At 42.4% G+C, this 19,083-nt stretch carries 18 protein-coding genes; 4 read left to right on the top strand and 14 right to left on the bottom strand.

The annotated features are described in order from the left end of the window. The 10 genes from mltG to yceD all read right to left on the bottom strand — a co-directional run bounded on the left by mltG (position 1) and on the right by yceD (position 8,190). A complete protein-coding gene (mltG, locus tag PSF31_RS16725; protein WP_096863863.1) occupies positions 1 to 1,023 on the bottom strand; it encodes an endolytic transglycosylase MltG in 1,023 nt (340 codons plus the stop codon). Positions 1,024 to 1,075: 52 nt separating this feature from the next. Next, entirely contained in the window at positions 1,076 to 1,906 is an 831-nt protein-coding gene (gene pabC, locus PSF31_RS16720) for an aminodeoxychorismate lyase (protein ID WP_096863862.1), read from the bottom strand. 150 nt (positions 1,907 to 2,056) lie between these two features. After that, positions 2,057 to 3,307: a beta-ketoacyl-ACP synthase II gene (gene fabF, locus PSF31_RS16715; RefSeq protein ID WP_096863861.1), complete on the bottom strand. Its 1,251-nt coding sequence runs from the start codon at positions 3,305 to 3,307 to the stop codon at positions 2,057 to 2,059. Between the two features lie 77 nt (positions 3,308 to 3,384). Continuing rightward, the gene (gene acpP / locus PSF31_RS16710; protein ID WP_004253236.1) at positions 3,385 to 3,621 is read right to left on the bottom strand and encodes an acyl carrier protein; all 237 of its coding nucleotides are present in this window, start codon (positions 3,619 to 3,621) and stop codon (positions 3,385 to 3,387) included. Positions 3,622 to 3,776: 155 nt separating this feature from the next. Further along, positions 3,777 to 4,511 carry a 3-oxoacyl-ACP reductase FabG gene (fabG, locus tag PSF31_RS16705; RefSeq protein WP_004253233.1) on the bottom strand — a complete coding sequence of 245 codons (735 nt, stop codon included), beginning with the start codon at positions 4,509 to 4,511 and terminating at the stop codon, positions 3,777 to 3,779. Between the two features lie 7 nt (positions 4,512 to 4,518). Beyond that, the gene (fabD, locus tag PSF31_RS16700; RefSeq protein ID WP_096863860.1) at positions 4,519 to 5,451 is read right to left on the bottom strand and encodes an ACP S-malonyltransferase; all 933 of its coding nucleotides are present in this window, start codon (positions 5,449 to 5,451) and stop codon (positions 4,519 to 4,521) included. 18 nt (positions 5,452 to 5,469) lie between these two features. Then, the gene (locus PSF31_RS16695; protein ID WP_094960620.1) at positions 5,470 to 6,420 is read right to left on the bottom strand and encodes a beta-ketoacyl-ACP synthase III; all 951 of its coding nucleotides are present in this window, start codon (positions 6,418 to 6,420) and stop codon (positions 5,470 to 5,472) included. Positions 6,421 to 6,429: 9 nt separating this feature from the next. Further along, positions 6,430 to 7,470: a phosphate acyltransferase PlsX gene (gene plsX, locus PSF31_RS16690; protein ID WP_096863859.1), complete on the bottom strand. Its 1,041-nt coding sequence runs from the start codon at positions 7,468 to 7,470 to the stop codon at positions 6,430 to 6,432. A gap of 12 nt (positions 7,471 to 7,482) precedes the next feature. Further along, entirely contained in the window at positions 7,483 to 7,653 is a 171-nt protein-coding gene (gene rpmF / locus PSF31_RS16685; protein WP_004253223.1) for a 50S ribosomal protein L32, read from the bottom strand. A 12-nt stretch (positions 7,654 to 7,665) separates the two neighbouring features. Beyond that, entirely contained in the window at positions 7,666 to 8,190 is a 525-nt protein-coding gene (gene yceD / locus PSF31_RS16680; protein ID WP_004253206.1) for a 23S rRNA accumulation protein YceD, read from the bottom strand. A 143-nt stretch (positions 8,191 to 8,333) separates the two neighbouring features. Between yceD and PSF31_RS16675 the strand changes: the two genes are divergently transcribed. After that, positions 8,334 to 8,921, top strand: a complete 588-nt coding sequence (locus PSF31_RS16675) for a Maf family protein (protein ID WP_096863858.1) — start codon at positions 8,334 to 8,336, stop codon at positions 8,919 to 8,921. Positions 8,922 to 8,963: 42 nt separating this feature from the next. On the opposite strand, the gene rluC is transcribed toward PSF31_RS16675, so the two are convergent. After that, positions 8,964 to 9,923 carry a 23S rRNA pseudouridine(955/2504/2580) synthase RluC gene (rluC, locus tag PSF31_RS16670; protein ID WP_096863857.1) on the bottom strand — a complete coding sequence of 320 codons (960 nt, stop codon included), beginning with the start codon at positions 9,921 to 9,923 and terminating at the stop codon, positions 8,964 to 8,966. A gap of 543 nt (positions 9,924 to 10,466) precedes the next feature. Between rluC and rne the strand changes: the two genes are divergently transcribed. Then, positions 10,467 to 13,745, top strand: a complete 3,279-nt coding sequence (gene rne / locus PSF31_RS16665; RefSeq protein WP_096863856.1) for a ribonuclease E — start codon at positions 10,467 to 10,469, stop codon at positions 13,743 to 13,745. Positions 13,746 to 13,943: 198 nt separating this feature from the next. Next, positions 13,944 to 14,234, top strand: a complete 291-nt coding sequence (locus PSF31_RS16660; protein ID WP_004253191.1) for a putative quinol monooxygenase — start codon at positions 13,944 to 13,946, stop codon at positions 14,232 to 14,234. A gap of 220 nt (positions 14,235 to 14,454) precedes the next feature. Here PSF31_RS16660 and PSF31_RS16655 read toward each other — a convergent pair whose 3' ends face one another. The 3 genes from PSF31_RS16655 to PSF31_RS16645 are packed head-to-tail and all read right to left on the bottom strand — an operon-like array spanning position 14,455 to position 18,154. Next, the gene (locus PSF31_RS16655) at positions 14,455 to 15,270 is read right to left on the bottom strand and encodes a dimethyl sulfoxide reductase anchor subunit family protein (protein WP_096863855.1); all 816 of its coding nucleotides are present in this window, start codon (positions 15,268 to 15,270) and stop codon (positions 14,455 to 14,457) included. A gap of 2 nt (positions 15,271 to 15,272) precedes the next feature. Beyond that, the gene (locus tag PSF31_RS16650) at positions 15,273 to 15,821 is read right to left on the bottom strand and encodes a 4Fe-4S dicluster domain-containing protein (protein WP_176489289.1); all 549 of its coding nucleotides are present in this window, start codon (positions 15,819 to 15,821) and stop codon (positions 15,273 to 15,275) included. A 2-nt stretch (positions 15,822 to 15,823) separates the two neighbouring features. Beyond that, complete coding sequence (locus tag PSF31_RS16645; protein ID WP_096863854.1) at positions 15,824 to 18,154, bottom strand: molybdopterin-containing oxidoreductase family protein; 2,331 nt, start codon at positions 18,152 to 18,154, stop codon at positions 15,824 to 15,826. Positions 18,155 to 18,365: 211 nt separating this feature from the next. Here PSF31_RS16645 and PSF31_RS16640 point away from each other — a divergent pair, with 211 nt between their 5' ends. Further along, entirely contained in the window at positions 18,366 to 19,055 is a 690-nt protein-coding gene (locus PSF31_RS16640) for a helix-turn-helix domain-containing protein (RefSeq protein WP_094960618.1), read from the top strand. Positions 19,056 to 19,083 lie beyond the last annotated feature (28 nt).

Raw genomic sequence — 19,083 nt, 5'->3', positions numbered from 1 at the left:
TCAGTTTTGCTGTTCAAATTGGCGGTAAACTTTAACGGCACGATTGTGGTCGTTTAAATTACGACTAAAAGTATGCCCACCTTTACCATCTGCGACAAAAAATATGTAATCCGTTTTAGCCGGATGTGCGGCAGCCTTTAACGATGCAAGGCTCGGCATTGCAATCGGTGTTGGTGGCAAACCATCAATCTTATAAGTATTGTATGGTGTGTAATTATCTAAATCACTACGATAAATTTTACCACGATACTTTTCACCTAACCCATAGATGACGGTTGGGTCGGTTTGCAGACGCATATTTTTCTTTAAGCGGTTAACAAATACGGATGCAACCTGGGCTCTTTCACTATCAATACCAGTTTCTTTTTCAATAATCGAAGCCATAATAAGCATTTCATAGGCATTCTTATAGGGTAAATCCCTATCACGCCCTTTCCACTCTTCATCAAGGCTGTTTTGCATACGTTTATAAGCACGTTTTAAAATTTCAGCGTCTGTTGTCCCCGCTGTGTATAAATAGGTATCAGGATATAGCCACCCTTCTAAAGTCCCTTCTCCGTTAAACCCAATCAGGGCGTGCAGTTCTGTCGGGGTTAAGTTGGTAGTTTTATGCTCTAAGTAAGGAGCATCACGTAAAATATTACCCCAATCACTTAAACGGTTACCTTCAATAAAACGGATCGAAAATTGTGCTTCTTTACCACTTACAATTAATTGTAGTAGTTGTTCCACATTCATACCCGGTTGCAGGCGGTAAGTTCCTGCTTTTAGCTGAGCCAGTTCAGGGCGTAGTTTGAGTAACCATTGAAATTCATTCCCTTTTTCAAGAATGTTATCTTCAATAAGTAACCCTTCAAATGCGACACGCCCAGTTCCTGCTGGTACCGTAAAAATTTTTTCTTGTGTGATGTTAATTGGCGTTTTGGCATAGTCCAATACTTGACGATATTGCCAATAGACCGCGGCTGCGACAATAGCAGCCAAGGTAACGGCGATTAGAATGATTTTTTTGGCTAATTTCATTTATTGACCATTTCAATGCGTGTATTGGTAATAATTAATTCATTTATAAAAACTAAATTTTGCAACGCAAAAATAGATACTCAAACAGCTCACGAGACGCAAATTGTAATGGTGGAAGTTGTTTATCCATTTGAATACTTTGTACCGGTAAAACTGGCATCAGCGCATTACAAATAACCACTTCATCACAATGAGTTAAGACGTTAGCAAAGCGTTCCACCTGTTGAAGATGGTACTGGCTATCTTGTAACAGTGATATTATCTTTTGTCTCATTAATCCATTCACACCACTATGAGATAAAACTGGGGTATACACTGTTTGACCAATTCGCCAGAAAACATTAGCACTACAGCATTCAACAATAATACCGTCGGTGTCTAGCACAATAGCTTCATCTGCATTAAGTTCATCAACCTCTTGCTTAATAAGGACTTGTTCTAAGCGGTTGAGGTGTTTCATCCCTGCTAGCAATGGGTTACGAGCCAATGGAATTTGGCTAAGAACGAGGTTAGCCCCTTTGCACTGTAATTGGACATAATTATTCGGGAAGGGAGAAACGCTGACTATCACCGTCGGCGAGGTAAAACCTTTAGAGCTATATCCTCTACCACCAGCACCGCGACTAATAATCACTTTGACCACAAATTCATCTTGAGTCTGTTCTGCACAAACCTGCTTTAGATGCTCTGCCAACCTTTCCCAATCTGGCTGAGCAATTTTCAATCTTTGGCTATCGTGCTTTAACCGAGCAATATGCTCATTTAACATTTTAGCTTGCTGATTAACGCCATGTATGGTCGTAAAGCAGCCGTCCCCAAAAGAGACTGCGCGATCAGTAACACTTATTTGCTGGCAAAGCTGCCCATCAACCCAATATGACATTGATAATACTTATAATAAAAGCTGATAAATCAGACAGTAATCAAGTGGGATTATCATAAACTAAAGCGAAGAACTGTGCAAAGAACTGGGCAAAATAAAGCCCCAGCCACAATACGTGACTAGGGCTAATAACTAACGGTAATAGATTAATTATTCGCCGTGATAACGACGGAAAATTAATGAACCGTTGGTGCCACCAAAACCAAACGAGTTACACAGAGCATACTCCATGTTATCCACTTTACGTGCTTCACCTGGAACAAAATCCAGTTTGCACGCTTCATCTGGGTTATCCAAATTAATGGTAGGTGGAACAATTTGATCGCACAATGCCAAAATAGTGAAGATTGACTCAATAGCACCTGCAGCACCAAGTAAGTGCCCAGTCATTGATTTAGTTGAGCTGACTAATACATCTGTGCCCTCACCAAATACATTAACGACTGCTTGTGCTTCTGCTAAATCGCCTGCAGGAGTTGAAGTACCGTGAGCATTGATATACCCCACGTCTCTCGCTTTGATTCCTGCGTCATTTAGTGCATTTTCCATTGCAAGTGCTGCACCCGCACCATTTTCAGGTGGTGATGTCATATGGTAAGCATCACTGCTCATCCCAAAACCTGCAATTTCTGCATAAATTTTTGCACCGCGTGCTTTCGCATGTTCATATTCTTCAAGAATAATGATACCTGCGCCATCTCCCAGAACAAAACCATCACGGTCTTTATCCCATGGGCGACTTGCCGCTTGCGGGTCATCGTTGCGAGTCGATAATGCACGCGCTGCACCGAAACCAGCCACACCAAGTGGTGTAGTCGCTTTTTCAGCGCCGCCTGCAACCATTACATCGGCGTCACCGTAAGCAATCATACGAGCTGCATGACCAATATTATGCACACCTGATGTACAGGCAGTTGCAATTGAAATACTTGGACCACGGAAACCGTACATAATGCTTAAATGACCAGCCACCATATTAATGATGGTCGATGGTACGAAGAATGGACTTACCTTACGAGGCCCACCGTGCAGTAATGACTCACAGTTGTCCTGAATTAAGCCTAACCCACCAATACCAGAACCAATCGCTGCACCAATTCGAGTAGCATTGGCTTCTGTTACTTCCAATCCAGCATCTTTAAAGGCTTGAAAGCCAGCAGCGATACCATATTGGATGAATGGATCCATTTTCTTTGCATCTTTACGAGAGATGCCAAATTCTTCGTAATTGAAATCTTTTACTAAGCCAGCAAATTTAGTTGCGTGGTTAGTAGTATCAAAATGATCGATTAGGCTGATACCACTCTGTCCGTCACAAACAGCTTTCCATGATGACTCAACTGTGTTGCCGACAGGAGATAACATGCCCAGTCCGGTTACGACTACACGACGCTTAGACACGTATTTCCTCCAAGGAGGGAAAAGTTACAAAAGGAACATAGGCGATCGAGTGATCGCCTAGATAAGTTTTCGTACAATTATTTAGATGCGTTCTCGACGTAGTCAATCGCAGCCTGTACTGTTGTGATCTTTTCAGCTTCTTCGTCAGGGATTTCGCAATCGAACTCTTCTTCCAGAGCCATAACTAGCTCAACTGTGTCAAGAGAATCAGCGCCCAAGTCATCAACAAATGAAGCTGTATTTACAACTTCTTCCTCTTTAACACCCAGTTGTTCAACGATGATTTTCTTAACGCGTTCTTCGATAGTGCTCATACTATTAAAATTCCTATCAAAACTCGCTTTCGCGATGGTTTTCGTAGTTTATGAAATACAGGAAAAGATACAACCCAATCCCGGCTGTTGGAACTATTATTTTGCATTATTTAGCGTTAGATAACATTAAAAATGCAAATAGTTCCATCATTTCTTTAGATCATGTACATGCCACCATTGACATGCAATGTTTCACCTGTGATGTAAGCAGCTTCATCAGAAGCTAAAAACGCTACAGCACTGGCAATTTCTTGTGCATCACCCAGTCTATCCGCAGGAACCTGAGATAAAATGCCTGCACGCTGTTCATCTGTCAATGCTTTAGTCATATCAGTTTCGATAAAACCAGGTGCAACGACGTTGACAGTAATACCACGAGAAGCGACTTCACGAGCCAATGATTTGCTAAAACCAATTAACCCTGCTTTCGCTGCTGCATAGTTAGTTTGCCCCGCATTTCCCATCACACCAACAACGGATGCAATTGAAATAATACGTCCACAACGTTTTTTCATCATGGCACGCAAAACGGATTTAGACAAACGGTAAACGGATGAAAGATTGGTGTCAATAATATCTTGCCATTCATCTTCTTTCATACGCATCAATAGGTTATCACGAGTGATACCTGCATTATTAATCAAAATATCAATTTCACCAAATTCTTCGCGGATTTTGGTCAAAGTTTCTTCGATTGATGCTGCATCAGTCACGTTTAATGCTAAACCTTTACCTTTGCCATCAAGATAAGCGGTAATGGCTTCTGCGCCTTTTTCGCTGGTTGCTGTCCCGATAACAGTAGCACCACGAGCAATTAATGTTAAAGCAATCGCTTTACCAATTCCACGACTCGCGCCTGTTACCAGTGCAATTTTTCCTTCAAAGCTCATGTCGTCCTCAGCTATTTTCTAAAGCAGTGCTTAATGATACAGGATCATTGACTGCGACGGCAGTTAAATTAGAGACAATTCGCTTGGTAAGACCAGTCAATACTTTCCCTGGACCTACTTCAATAAGATGTTCAACACCTTGATCTGCCATTAATTCTACTGTTTCCGTCCAGCGTACTGGATTATACAGTTGACGGACTAAAGCATCACGAATATTTTGTGCCGATTTCTCAATTTTAACATCAACATTGTTAATAACTGGATAGTCTGGCTCACAAAAATCAATTTTTTCTAACGCTTCGGCTAATTTATCAGCAGCTGGCTTCATTAATGCACAATGAGAAGGGACGCTAACAGATAATGGTAATGCGCGTTTTGCACCCGCTTCTTTACATGCGATACCCGCACGTTCGACTGCCGCTTTTTCACCCGCAATGACGACTTGGCCTGGTGAATTAAAATTAACTGGTGAAACCACTTGGCCTTGAGCGGCTTCTTGGCAAGCTTTTTCAATTGATTCATTATCTAAACCAATAATGGCATACATCGCACCAGTTCCTTCAGGAACGGCTTCTTGCATAAGTTTTCCGCGCAATTCAACCAGTTTAATCGCTTGTTTGAAGTCGATAACACCCGCACAAACTAAAGCAGAATACTCACCAAGGCTGTGACCCGCCATCATCGTTGGCATTGCGCCATTTTTGTCTTTCCAAACACGGAAAATAGCCACAGAAGCTGCCAATAACGCAGGCTGTGTTTGCCATGTTTTGTTTAATTCTTCTTCTGGCCCATTTTGTACTAACGCCCAGAGATCGTAACCCAATGCTTCCGATGCTTCAGCGAATGTTTGCTCAACCAGCTGATTTTCTTCAGCTAGTGCCGCTAACATACCTAAAGACTGAGAACCCTGTCCGGGAAATACCATAGCAAATTGTGTCATGTCTATTTTCTCAGTTAATTAAAAACGAACCAATGCAGAGCCCCAAGTGAAACCACCACCAAAGGCTTCTAAAAGCACAAGTTGACCACGCTGAATACGGCCATCACGCACCGCTTCATCCAACGCTGTAGGAACTGATGCTGCCGAAGTATTACCGTGACGGTCTAATGTGACAACGACTTTATCCATCGTCATATCTAATTTTTTCGCCGTCGCAGAAATAATTCTTAAATTTGCTTGATGTGGGACTAGCCAATCAAGTTCTTCTTTGGCAATGCCGCTCTGTGCTAATGTTTCATCGACAATATGCGCTAATTCACGCACTGCAACTTTAAAGACTTCGTTACCTGTCATGGTCAAATAGGCAGGGTCTTCAGAGCAACGGCTACGATTAGGTAATGTGAGTAAATCACCATAACGGCCATCTGCATGTAAATGCGTCGAAATGATACCCGGCTCTTCAGATTCGCCAATAACCACAGCCCCTGCCGCATCGCCAAATAAAATAATTGTGCCACGGTCTTCGGGATCTAATGTTTTAGATAATGCATCTGCACCAATAACTAATGCTTTTTTAGTCATGCCCGTTTTAACGAATTGATCAGCAATACTAATCGCATAAGTAAAACCTGCACATGCAGCTGCGACATCAAATGCCGCACAATCTTGAATACCAAGCATTTGTTGGATTTGGCAAGCAGCACTAGGGAAAGCGTGAGTTGCTGATGTGGTTGCGACGATAATTAAACCAATGTCTGTTGCATCGACTTGTGCCATGTCCAACGCATTTTTGGCCGCATGAAAACCCATCACTGAAACACTTTCTTCTTCGTTAGCAATTCTTCTTTCATGTATGCCAGTGCGTGTCACAATCCACTCATCAGAAGTATCAACCATTTTTTCCAGATCAGCATTGGTACGTACTTGTGCTGGTAAGTAGCTGCCTGTTCCTAAGATTTTACTGTACATAGCCATAGGTTATTGATCACTCCTGGGTAAAACAATATTTAGTCGCGCTGTTATTCTTTCTGGGACTTGTTTTTCAACAGCTTGTACTGCGCGGTCAATAGCCGCTTTAAAAGCGCCTTCATTCGCTGCACCGTGACTCTTGATGACAATACCTTTTAATCCTAACAGAGTCGCACCGTTATACTGGTCGGGGTTCATGTCCCCAAAACGTTTCATTAAACGTTTTTTTAACCATTTTTTCGCCAGTTGCATAAACCAACTGCTTTTTTTATGTTGATCGCCGGTCGATTTTATCAATGAAAGGATGACGCGTATTACACCTTCCATCGTCTTCAATGAGACATTACCTGCGAAGCCGTCACACACTAACACATCGGTTTTACCTGTCAGTAACTCGTTACCTTCTACATAACCAATGTAGTTAATTGATGTCGTTTCTTTTAATATTGAGGCGGCTTCGCGGATATTATCCAACCCTTTACTCTCTTCTTCGCCAATATTCAGTAACGCAACTCTCGGTTTAGAAATGTTAACCACTTCTTCAGCCATCACGGAACCCATTACGGCAAATTGGACTAGCATATCACTACTACAGTTAACATTAGCGCCTAAATCTAGCACTACTGTTTGACTTTTTTGCTGATTAGGTAGGATTGTCATTAGCGCTGGGCGCTCAATCCCCTCTATAGACTTTAGCATTAATTTCGCTAAGCCCATCAGCGCACCCGTATTCCCCGCACTCACGCACGCTTGTGCCTGCCCTATCTTCACTAACTCTAAAGCCACTCGCATCGACGTTCCTTTGCTTTGCCTTATCGCGTTTGATGGTTTTGCATCGTTTGCGATAATGCCGTCAGCAGGAATAATTTCGACGCGCGAAATTAGCTCAGCACTTTGTTGTGCAAGCAAAGGTTGAATGGCTTCGGGTTGACCGACAAGCAGTAATTTGAGTGCTGGATTAGATGCCAGTGCCTGCAATGCAGCAGGCACCGTGACGCGGGGACCAACATCCCCGCCCATAGCATCTAACGCGATGGTTAGATTAGCCAAGGTAACAACAAATTACTTGTTGATAACCTTACGGCCACGGTAGTAACCATCTGCAGTCACATGGTGACGCAGGTGAGTTTCACCGGAAGTTTTATCTACAGAAACTAGGGTAGCAGTCAGTGCATCATGTGAACGACGCATACCGCGTTTTGAACGAGTTGGTTTATTCTGTTGTACGGCCATTGACCTTACTCCTTAAGTACTTTTCTTTAAACTGGCTAATACGGCAAATGGGTTTGGTTTTTCTGCCTCAGGAGGCAGTTCACCATACACCATGTCCGCTTCGGACACTTCACAGTGTTCAGAATCATGAACCGGAACCACTGGTAAGGATAGAATTATTTCATCTTCTATCATTCCCAGCAAATCTATTTCACCAAATTCATCAATTTGAATCGGTTCATAGAGCTCCGGTAATGCTTCGGCCTTTTCGTCATTGACGACAGGACTAAAACAATACGATACGTAGACATGATGTTTGAAATCAGTTCTGCAACGTTGGCATTGTAAGGTGACATCCACTTGGGATTTCCCCTCGATGACAGTCAAACGCTGATTATCAATTTTAAATGATAATTCGGTTTCTACATCACTATCTACACTGACTACTGATTCGGCAATTCGTGTAACTTGCTCAGATGTATAACTCCCAACATAGTCGAGGTTTTTCTGAGCTGCACGCTGCGCATCGATAGTCAGGGGTAATTTTACCTTTTGCATAAGGCGCGCATATTAACTTTGTAATGAGCTATAGTCAAAGAAAAAGGCGGGGTAAACTCGCCTTTTCACCAAAAAACCGTAGGTTTTACGTTTTATAGTTTAAAATGAGTTAACCCTTTTGGCTACGAGTTTCGAGAAAAATCATGAAATCGATTATTTTGGCGTCAACTTCAACATACCGACAAGCCCTACTAAAAAAACTGGGATTGCCTTTTTTAGCAGTGGCTCCCAATATTGATGAATCGCCCATATTGAATGAGTCCGCTCAGGCTTTAGTCATGCGTTTATCTCATGAAAAGGCCAACGCACTCTTTGCTAAATACCCTCAGCACCTGATTATTGGTTCTGACCAAGTCTGTGTAATTGGAAATAAAATTATGGGCAAACCGCATAATTTTGATAATGCCTTTCAACAGCTTAAATCTGCGTCAGGCAATAAGGTCACTTTTTATACTGGCCTATGTTTACTCGATACTGAAACAGGTAAGTTTAATGTCGAGTGTGAATTGTTTCACGTTCATTTTAGATCACTATCTGACGCCGAAATAACTAATTACTTACTTAAAGATGAGCCTTATCAATGTGCTGGAAGTTTTAAATCAGAGGGATTAGGGATTAGCTTATTTGAACGTTTGGAAGGGCGTGACCCCAATACGTTAGTGGGGCTTCCACTTATTCTATTACTTGAAATGTTACGACAACACCAAGTTAGCCCATTGTTTGATAATTAATCAGTTAACTGGCAGGAAATACCTGCCAGTTAATTAAATAACCTACTTTTCTGCTTTACGACTACGTAATATTTTTAGGCAGTGATTCAATTGGTTATCTAATGGAGCTTGCAAACGCATCTCATCTCCCGTTTTAGGGTGTGTAAATTTCAGTGCGCTCGCATGCAAAAATAAGCGGTTTAAACCTGTTCCGGCCAATTGGCTATCAAATTGCTTGTCACCATAACGGTCATCAAATGCAATAGGATGCCCCGCATAGAGAGTATGCACACGAATCTGATGCGTACGCCCTGTGACAGGGCTCGCTTTTATTAAAGTTGCATTATCAAAACGCTCTTCCACTTTAAAGCGTGTCTCTGATGGCTTCCCTTCGCTGCTCACTTTCACGACACGTTCACCACTTTGTAGAATATTTTTCAGTAAAGGAGCTTGAACAACTTTCATGTGGGACTGCCAATTACCTCTTACGAGTGCTAAATAATCTTTTTGCATTTGTTTTAAACGCAATTGTTCATGTAGTGCGCGAAGTGCAGAACGTTTTTTCGCCACTAACAAAATCCCAGAAGTGTCTCTATCCAAGCGATGGACTAATTCAAGGAAACGCGCTTCGGGTCGCAAAGCCCTCAAGCCTTCGATAACGCCAAAGCTTAAACCACTTCCACCATGAACAGCAGTACCAGATGGTTTATTCAGCACTAAGAGAACGTCATCTTCAAATAAAATGCAATTCGCTAATGCAGCGACCTTATCCAGTTTAGCCGAAACCGGTGTAGTTTCCCGTTCAGCAACCCTAACGGGAGGAACGCGGACTTGGTCCCCTTCGACTAATTTATACTCAGGCTTTATCCGCCCCTTGTTAACACGCACTTCCCCTTTGCGGATAATGCGATAAATCATACTCTTTGGTACACCTTTAAGTTTAGTGAGCAAAAAGTTATCGATACGTTGCCCAGCTTCGTCATCGCTGATGTCAATAAATTGAACTTGATTTTGTGTATTCATTCGGGAATGCGTTAACTCTAATTGATTAAAATATGCTCTTATTCGCTTTCCCTATCATACCGACTCCACAAAATTTTTTATCTTTTTTTTTAATTTGGTTATTTTCTGCATGATTTATCCTATTTCTAAATAAAATTTCCATATAACTTCCGTATCGACTTGCTATAATGCCTATGGCAATGGAATAATATGAAGTTGCTAAGATGTTTAAAAAACGAAAGTTAACGTTTTATAGGATTTCTTATTTGATGGCGTAACAGTGCAGCAATGGCGTAAGACATTTAGCAACATCAAATAAATTAGCGAGCAACGAATTTTGGCTTATTGGGTTAGGAACTTCCGTTTTCTTTAATAACTTACGGCATCCTGATTAAGAACGCTGAATTTTTAATCTAAAAATCAGGTTCACCGAATACTGCGCGTCTCTATACGAACGACTGCCGCGAGGCAGACGGTTTTGTAAAAATCACGAGGCCATCGGTTTACAGTAGCTCTTTCTTTCGCTGCTCTTTATTTAAAAGAAAATAATGAGTAAGTAATAACATGAAAAGAATGCTAATAAACGCAACTCAACAGGAAGAGTTGCGTGTTGCCCTTGTTGACGGGCAACGCCTCTATGATTTGGATATTGAAAGTCCCGGTCATGAGCAAAAAAAGGCCAATATTTACAAAGGTAAAATCACTCGTATCGAACCTAGTCTTGAAGCTGCTTTTGTTGACTATGGCGCTGAAAGACACGGTTTCCTTCCTATCAAAGAAATCGCTCGTGAATACTTCCCAAGCAACTATCACTCCCAAGGCCGTCCTAACATTAAAGATGTGTTAAAAGAAGGCCAAGAAGTTATCGTTCAAGTGGATAAAGAAGAGCGTGGAAATAAAGGTGCCGCATTAACCACCTTCATTAGCTTGGCAGGAAGTTACCTCGTTTTAATGCCAAATAACCCACGTGCGGGAGGCATTTCACGTCGTATCGAAGGCGAAGACCGCACTGAGCTAAAAGAAGCGCTGTCTTCTTTACAAATTCCAGATGGCATGGGCTTAATCGTTCGCACCGCGGGTGTGGGTAAATCTGCAGAATCACTGCAACAAGATTTGCTTTACCGTTTACGTCACTGGGAAGCGATTCAAAAAGCCGCTGAAAACCGCCCTGCACCTTTCTTGATCCACCAAGAAAGTAACGTTATTGTTCGTGCATTCCGCGATTATCTACGCCCAGATATCGGTGAGATCCTAATAGATAACCCGAAAGTTGTCGAAATGGCACGCAACCATATCGAAGCTATCGGTCGTGGTGATTTTGCAAGCAAGATCAAACACTACAGTGGCGATGTTCCACTTTTTAGCCACTACCAAATTGAATCACAAATCGAATCTGCGTTCCAACGCGAAGTGCGTTTGCCATCAGGTGGTGCATTAGTTATTGATACCACTGAAGCTCTGACCGCTATCGATATCAACTCCTCACGTTCAACACGTGGTGGCGATATCGAAGAAACTGCGTTCAATACTAACTTAGAAGCGGCTGATGAAATTGCACGTCAATTACGTCTACGTGACCTAGGTGGTTTGATTGTTATCGATTTTATCGATATGACGCCAGTTAGGCATCAACGTGAAGTAGAAAACCGCTTACGTGAAGCTGTACGCCAAGACCGTGCTCGCATTCAAATTGCACGCATCTCTCGTTTTGGTTTATTAGAAATGTCACGTCAGCGCTTGAGCCCATCGTTAGGTGAATCCAGCCATCACGTGTGCCCTCGCTGTTCAGGAACGGGAACCATTCGTGATAACGAATCACTTTCCCTGTCTGTTCTTCGCCTTATCGAAGAAGAAGCACTGAAAGAAAATACTCACGAAGTGCATGCCATTGTTCCTGTACAAATTGCATCTTACCTATTGAATGAAAAGCGTAAAGCCGTTAGTGATATCGAACAACGCCAAAGCCATGTTCGCGTTGTGATTGTCCCTAATGACCAAATGCAAACGCCTCACTTCCATGTGATCCGCATTCGTAAAGGTGAAGAGGTAAATACTTTAAGCTATAACTTAGCTCAATATCACGAAACCGTCACTTTGACACAAAGTGACGAGGCTACCGCTGAGCGCAAAATCCCTGAGCAACCTGCAATTTCAGCTTTTGCACTGCAAGAGCCTGTAGACATGTCTACAGTGAAGCCAAAAGAAACTGCAACAAAAGCACCAGTAAAATCAGTGGCAACTGAACCTGCATCCCCAGGTTTGTTCAGTAAAATTGCGGCTTTCTTCAAGAACCTATTTGGTGAAGAAGAAAAAGTGGTTGAGAAACCAGCGCCGAAAAACCGCAATAATAATGACCGCCGCCGTAACAATGATCGTCGCAATAATAATCGCCGTAATAATAATCGTCGTGATCGCGATGAAAATGAAACACGGGATAATCGTGACAACCGTGATAATCGCAATAACCGTAATACGTCATCGGATGATGCGAACACTCGTAATAAAGGCCGTAATAATAAGAATACGAGCCAGCAAGATGAGCAAGCAACTGAGTCTAACAATCGTGACAACCAGCAGCAACGTCGCGAACAACGTGCTGAGCGTCGTCGTCGCCAAGACGAAAAACGTCAACAGCAAGTGGCCAAAACTCAACAAGATGCTCAGCAAAGTCATGTCGAAGATGCGGTGGAAAAGGAAGAAGAACAACGTCCGGTTGCCCCACGTCGTCAACGTCGCCAATTAGCACAAAAAATCCGTGTTACTGATAGCGAGCAAATCATTACTCCTGTTGAAACGGCACCTGAAGTAACCACTGAGCCAGTTGCAGCATTACCTGCACCAACGGTATCTGTGAACCAAACTGAAGGTGAAGTACAAACTGAAGAGCGTCAAGAAGCCGTGGCTCAAGTTGATGGTGAAGAAAAACAAGACACCATCATTCCACGCCGTTCTCGTCGTTCACCTCGTCACTTGCGTGTCAGTGGTCAACGTCGTCGTCGCTACCGTGATGAGCGCCATTTAACTAAATCACCAATGCCATTAATCGCTGCCGTTGCCTCACCAGAGCTTGCGTCTGGCAAAGTATTTATTCATTACCCGATTGCTCAGCCTCAACAAGAAAGCATGGCAATCATCACCAATGAAGAAATGCTTGAACAACAAAGTGTTAATGAAGCTTCTGTAGCTGAAACCTCAAATGTTACCGCGTCACAAAGCCACGTAATTGTCTCTCCAGTCGTGGCTGAAGAGGTTAAACACGAGGTACAAGACACCGCTACAGAAATGGTTAATGTAGAAGAAACCCCATTAGTTAACGAAGCAACAGTTGTTGAACGCATTGTCGAACCAACTCCAGTTGTTGTCGAAGAGAAAACTGATGTTTCGCAAGGAATTGAAACCGTCGAAGCTGTAAAAGAGACTGTAGAAATAGTGGCTGAAGTTATTGAGCCACAGGTTGAAATAGCTCAAACAGAAGTGGTTGAAAGCGTTTCTATTGCGGACGAACAAACAACGCCTGTTATTGTCAATGAAGTCGTTGAAGAAATACAACTTCCTCAAGTTTCTGTCACGGCATCAGCCGAGGTAGTCAGTGTCGAGGAAGTTATCGAACCTGTTGCCGTAGCTGAACCAGCAACGGTAGCAAGCAACCCAGCGGTCAGCTTACATAAACGTCATGCTTATTCTCCAATGACAAAAGCGCCCGCACCTGCAAGTGCTGCTGCACCATTTGAGATAACAGAATTCCAGCGTGAAGCCTCAACCTTTGAAGGTAAAGGCGGCGCAGGTGGTCATGTTGCTTCAAACGTAGCAACCTCTGCAATGGCAAAACCTGCTGATTTCTAACAACTCGCTAGCTGTAAATATAAAAGCCTTGATAGGAAACTATCAGGGCTTTTTTATTACAATACATTTCATGAATAATAAATTTTTTAATTAAAAAAAACTCATCATCTCGCCAGTTTTTTACATTGAGCTCTCAACGAATTTGTGTTTGTATTGCTGTGTTTATACACAGTTATTTTATAAAGAAAAGGGAAATATATGTTAAAAGTCATTGCGGAAGATTTTATTCAAAGCGAAGCGATTGAGATTGTTATGCCGCTATACCGTGAATTGGTCGCTGCAACTAAACAAGAACCATTGTGTATCAGTTATGACCTTTACGTTGACCAAAAAGATCCTGGGCACTTTATTTTTATCGAGGAGTGGCCGAATCAAGAAGCGCTCGATATTCACTGTGCCAGCGAACATTTCAAACGCCTAGTTCCTCTAATCAACAGCTATAAGCGTTCGGACCCTATTATCAAACTGATGAATGGTGCTTTTGAATAAGCACATTAGCTAAACGTACCCCCAAGCATATAACTAGAACCCATACACAACACTACAGGCCGAATTCTGATATCGACAAAAAAACCTACATAATCCTCTAAATAGTTCGGTCTGTCGCTAGGCGGCAAGCTAAACGAGGCCCTAGGAGCATACATAAGTATGTGACTAGGGCGAGTGTGTGAAGCCAACAACGCGACAGGCCGAAATATGACGAGGATTTTTAGAACCAAGGAGCTTGGATCATAACCGCTCCATAAAACAAGGCACGACCCGCTAACTCTCCGCTAAACACTGCCAACATCATCAATACCAGCAAAACGACTGATGGCCGCTCTTTATATGCCTTTATCACCATCATAGACGGCAATAGCATACTCATCACGACTTGCCACCACAGCAAATAACTTCCACCTTGGCTTGCAGGTAATTGCAGGCGAATAATTTGTGCGAACAATACCAATGCAACACCTATAAACACACCCACTTTAATTGCCGATGGTAATGGCTTTCCTTGCCCAATAACAAATAAGGCCACTAGACTAAAACCAAGGACAATTGCACTGCCTATAAATGCGATTTGTGTTGCCGGAGTATGCCATAATGGGTGAGCGACCATTTGATAATAGACTTGTGCCGTGACAAGTATAGCGGCTAATCCACCAATCCCACTTACCCAGCCTAATATCGTGTTGCGCATGTTTACTGTGGGCTGCAACCAGCAAGATAGAGCCCATAACGTGACAACGCCATTTAATAATACAAATGTCACGGCCTCGCGGCTTAACCATGAATGGCTTAACCCCAAAACGGAACGGTATGCTTCAAGAGGCACACCTAAATGCCCCATTGACATTGATGAGCCAATAACTTCAATCAACCATATCAATAGCACTGCTCGACGCAATACAGGCCCTGATAATAGGGACTCTTGACTGGCTTTCATTTGGTAAATAGTTAATGCGAGAACTGCCCCGATCCCCCACTGGCTCATCACTGTAAAAAATACCAGAGGGAGTTCCATATGTTTAATATCCATGATTAGTCCTCCATCCCAATAATCACAATATTTGGATTACTAATTGTGTGATCGGGCATATTATAACGCTGCTCCAGTACCGCCCAATTTGTCGTGTGCTTTTTACGTAGCTCGGTAATATCACCAAACTCAATAGCGCCCGTCGGGCAAGACTCCACACACCTTGGTAGTAGCCCTTCATCTAACCGTTCTGCGCACATATTACACTTGCTCGTTTTCCCTTCAGCAGGATCAAAAACAGGAGCATGATATGGGCAAGCCATGATACACATCTGGCAACCGATACATTTTTCATGGTCTTGAACGACTATGCCATCCGCCCGTTTGGTATAGGTGTCAGCAGGGCAGACTCTCAAACATTGAGGATCATCACAATGATTACAAGACATCGTAATAAATGCTTGGGCATTCGGTGAGTCATCATTAAATTCGCGAACTCGACGCCACATAACCCCTGGTGGGGTGACATTTTCGGATTTACAGGCCATTGAACAAGTACGGCAACCATAGCAATCTTTTGTATTTATCAAAAAACCATATTGCTTAACCATGATTACGCCTCCCTTCTGACATCAACTAACGTACTATTACAGCAGTGCCCTGTTCCCAAATGTTCAACTTGGTCATTCGTGACATGACTGCTGCTTCCCCCCTGCTGCTCCCACCAGCCGTTATCTAGTGAAATCACGCCTTTTTTAATATGCGTTGTCACAACAGCAATGGCTCTGTGTTCTCCTCGGTCATTAAAGGTGATTGCCCATTCCCCATTCTGAATACCTCTAGATTTAGCATCTTCTGGGTGAATTAAAACATTCGGCTGATTTCGTTGTACTTCCAGAATCCATTCATTCATTCCATGACTTGAATGCACACTACGCGCTAACTTGCGCTGAACCGCCATTAATGGATACTTTTTGGCTAATTCAGGTGAACCTTTAACAGATTCAGTCACTTGATAGTAAGCGACGACAGGCGAAAAGTTTTTCTTTTGCCAATCTTCAACAAACAAGTGCGCTTTTTTAGTCGATGTTCTAAAAATACCGTCTTTGAAAGGAATCCAGTCTCCTTCTACGGGACGTACTGGGCCTTTTTCTAACATTTGACGAGTGATGCCTGAACCGACTAAACAGGCATCAATGTAGTGTTCTATTGGCTTATTGAATACATCTCCAAAGCCGAAACGCTCTGCTAACCGGGCGAAAATCCAATAATCGGGTTTTGCTTCACCAACAGGTTCAACGGCTTGTTCCATTAATTGAACATATTGGCTACGTACCCCCGCCATCAAACTTGTATCTTCAAAAATCGTTGTAACAGGTAGGACTAAATCTGCATATAACGCTGTTGAGCTCATGAGATTATCAGCCACCACTACAAATGGAACTTTCTTCAGAGCCTCCCGAACCTTGTTAGTATTCGGTAATTGGGTCATAACCCCCATTGTCATAATCCACCAAAAATTAATCGGATGCGGCTTTTTATTGACGATAAAATCACCAACTTTCGCCACCGGAATAGGTGGAATATTTTTCACATTCGGAGCAGGAGGAACGATTGGACTAAAGTTAGCCATTTGCCGAGCTCCACCGGCATCACAAACCCCCGCCCCTCGTTTACCGATATTGCCAGTGAGTAATGCAAGGTAGAATTGACTTCCTGCAACATAAGCACCGTGCTCAGTTCGCTGTGCTCCTGACATATTTTGCACAATCATTGAAGGTGTTATTGATGAGTAATCCCGAGCAAGACGTACGATAGTTTCCGCTGGAACATCGGTTTCTTCACTGACTCGAGCAACATCCCATGCTTTGGCTTGTTGATAAATTTGCTCAAAAACCGTGGTATACCCCAAATCTTCAGGAAGCTCCTGTTGGAATAGTGCCGGTTTAATACCCGATGAATCATGACGAACTAATTTTTTGCTTAATATGTCGAAAACTAAATAACTGTCCTTATCGTCATTATTTTGCCTAACTTGTTTCTGATTGGCGTCAACTAAATAAACAGCGCCTGTATGTGTTCTAAGGAAGTTTTCGTCTATTCGGTTTTCTTCAATAATGATTTTGATCATTCCCAATGCCAAAGCCGTATCCGTCCCTGGAATAATCGGGATCCACTCGTCTGCTTTTGCAGCGGTTTCACTATAGCGCGGGTCAATAACCACTAGTCGAGCACCATTTCTTCTCGCTTGGTTATAATTTTTAAAATAGGCTTGCATGGTAACAGCAGGATTATTTCCCCAACATAAGATATAGCGGCTGTCGGCTATCGTATCTCGGGTATCTGCATACCTTAAACCTAGCATTGGGATCATCGCTGCTGTTACCGCTGAACAACACAATGAACCCGCCTGTTTCGTTGCTCCGCCTAAATAATCAAAAAAGGCTTTTCCCATATCATTCTTGATAGAGTCCATATTCCCTGCATGCGTGGAAATAAATAACCCTTCATTACCATATTTATCAATGGTTTCTCTGATATTTTTTTCGATAAGATCCAGCGCTTCATCCCAGCTTATCGGTTTGAATTCCGCTTTACCTTTTTCGCCGACTCGCAGTAATGGGGTTTTGATGCGTTGCTCATGATAGACCCATTTAGTCCGGCTCATACCTCGCAAGCAACATTTGACATTAAACCCTTCAGTCGCCTGTATTTTCATCAGCTTACCTTGATAGGTATATGCAGTTAGGTTGCAATGTAAACACTCCATTGCACAAGTTGACCGAAATGTTTTGTAGTCCGACAATTTTAGTCGCACCTTAGGTAAGGGTTGATTGCTGTTTTCTTGTGTATAAGAACAGGGAGCAATACTCGCCAACCCCACAACACCAAGCCCTTTGAGCAGAGTTCGGCGTTTCAAACGTAGTGAATTTATAGTTTTCATTATAGTAAACCTCGACATTGCTTTTTAAAGTTCACTATATATATACTCCATTCACCAAAAGTGAACTTGAGTAGCATCAATAATTCTATCTATTTATAGGTAATAACGTACTACCGCTTTCGGATTATTTTGTTTGTCACGTCGGGTCGTTAGCAGCACAAGGCAACTCATGGTAAAATACCCAAACTTGTTAAATTTAGGTGGTTTATGTATGTCTACTCTGCAAGGTGTTAATTCTGTTGATATAGCCGTAAGCATTTTAAATTATATTGCTCAGAATGGAGGTATTGCGCGCGCAGCGGATATTTCAAAAGGCTGTGAGATATCAAAAAGTCGGCTACATAAATATCTTGTTTCACTATGCCGTACACAAATGCTGTATCAAGACATTCAAACTAGCCGTTATGGCTTAGGCCGAAATTTAACCTTCTTAGCCAATTTTGTTAAACCTGAAGACTCTTATATCGACACTATTAATAATGCTTTGATTCAATTTCGTGATGAACAAAATGTCTCAACAGGTGTTGCCACCCGCTTAGGGAAAGCACTTTCTTTGGTTAAATATAATCGTAGCTTTAAAAATATTGAAATTGACTTTTTACCTAACACGCCATTGCCTGTCGTAAAAAGTGCGGCAGGGCTGGTTTATTCAGCATTTGATGGCCAATTTGGCTCTAATTCCTATTCACAAGACGAAATTCATAAAGTGACCCAACAAGGCTATGCTATCCGTTACCAACCAACAGAAGGTATTCCCGGAGCGCAATCTATTGCTTGTCCTGTATTTAATGGCGAAGGTCAGCTTGTTGCTGCCGCAGTGACGATGGGATTTATTGCAGAAAATGAAATGGAAAGATTAGCAACTGCATTAATCAAACAAGTTAATAAACTAAATTTATAACAACAAACCTTCATGATAATAACTCAAA

This window comes from Providencia sp. PROV156 (genome assembly GCF_028480905.1).
GTDB lineage: Bacteria > Pseudomonadota > Gammaproteobacteria > Enterobacterales > Enterobacteriaceae > Providencia > Providencia hangzhouensis.
The sequence above is the reverse complement of the archived record's forward strand: the minus strand, read 5'-3'. Positions and strand labels throughout refer to the sequence as shown.

What these genes read in the sequence shown, in the direction of transcription:
- mltG (WP_096863863.1), bottom strand. Translation starts at nt 1,023, where the DNA reads ATGAAATTAGCCAAAAAAATCATTCTAATCGCCGTTACCTTGGCTGCT.
- pabC (WP_096863862.1), bottom strand. Translation starts at nt 1,906, where the DNA reads ATGTCATATTGGGTTGATGGGCAGCTTTGCCAGCAAATAAGTGTTACT.
- acpP (WP_004253236.1), bottom strand. Translation starts at nt 3,621, where the DNA reads ATGAGCACTATCGAAGAACGCGTTAAGAAAATCATCGTTGAACAACTG.
- fabG (WP_004253233.1), bottom strand. Translation starts at nt 4,511, where the DNA reads ATGAGCTTTGAAGGAAAAATTGCACTGGTAACAGGCGCGAGTCGTGGA.
- fabD (WP_096863860.1), bottom strand. Translation starts at nt 5,451, where the DNA reads ATGACACAATTTGCTATGGTATTTCCCGGACAGGGTTCTCAGTCTTTA.
- PSF31_RS16695 (WP_094960620.1), bottom strand. Translation starts at nt 6,420, where the DNA reads ATGTACAGTAAAATCTTAGGAACAGGCAGCTACTTACCAGCACAAGTA.
- rpmF (WP_004253223.1), bottom strand. Translation starts at nt 7,653, where the DNA reads ATGGCCGTACAACAGAATAAACCAACTCGTTCAAAACGCGGTATGCGT.
- yceD (WP_004253206.1), bottom strand. Translation starts at nt 8,190, where the DNA reads ATGCAAAAGGTAAAATTACCCCTGACTATCGATGCGCAGCGTGCAGCT.
- PSF31_RS16675 (WP_096863858.1), top strand. Translation starts at nt 8,334, where the DNA reads ATGAAATCGATTATTTTGGCGTCAACTTCAACATACCGACAAGCCCTA.
- rluC (WP_096863857.1), bottom strand. Translation starts at nt 9,923, where the DNA reads ATGAATACACAAAATCAAGTTCAATTTATTGACATCAGCGATGACGAA.
- rne (WP_096863856.1), top strand. Translation starts at nt 10,467, where the DNA reads ATGAAAAGAATGCTAATAAACGCAACTCAACAGGAAGAGTTGCGTGTT.
- PSF31_RS16660 (WP_004253191.1), top strand. Translation starts at nt 13,944, where the DNA reads ATGTTAAAAGTCATTGCGGAAGATTTTATTCAAAGCGAAGCGATTGAG.
- PSF31_RS16655 (WP_096863855.1), bottom strand. Translation starts at nt 15,270, where the DNA reads ATGGATATTAAACATATGGAACTCCCTCTGGTATTTTTTACAGTGATG.
- PSF31_RS16650 (WP_176489289.1), bottom strand. Translation starts at nt 15,821, where the DNA reads ATGGTTAAGCAATATGGTTTTTTGATAAATACAAAAGATTGCTATGGT.
- PSF31_RS16645 (WP_096863854.1), bottom strand. Translation starts at nt 18,154, where the DNA reads ATGAAAACTATAAATTCACTACGTTTGAAACGCCGAACTCTGCTCAAA.
- PSF31_RS16640 (WP_094960618.1), top strand. Translation starts at nt 18,366, where the DNA reads ATGTCTACTCTGCAAGGTGTTAATTCTGTTGATATAGCCGTAAGCATT.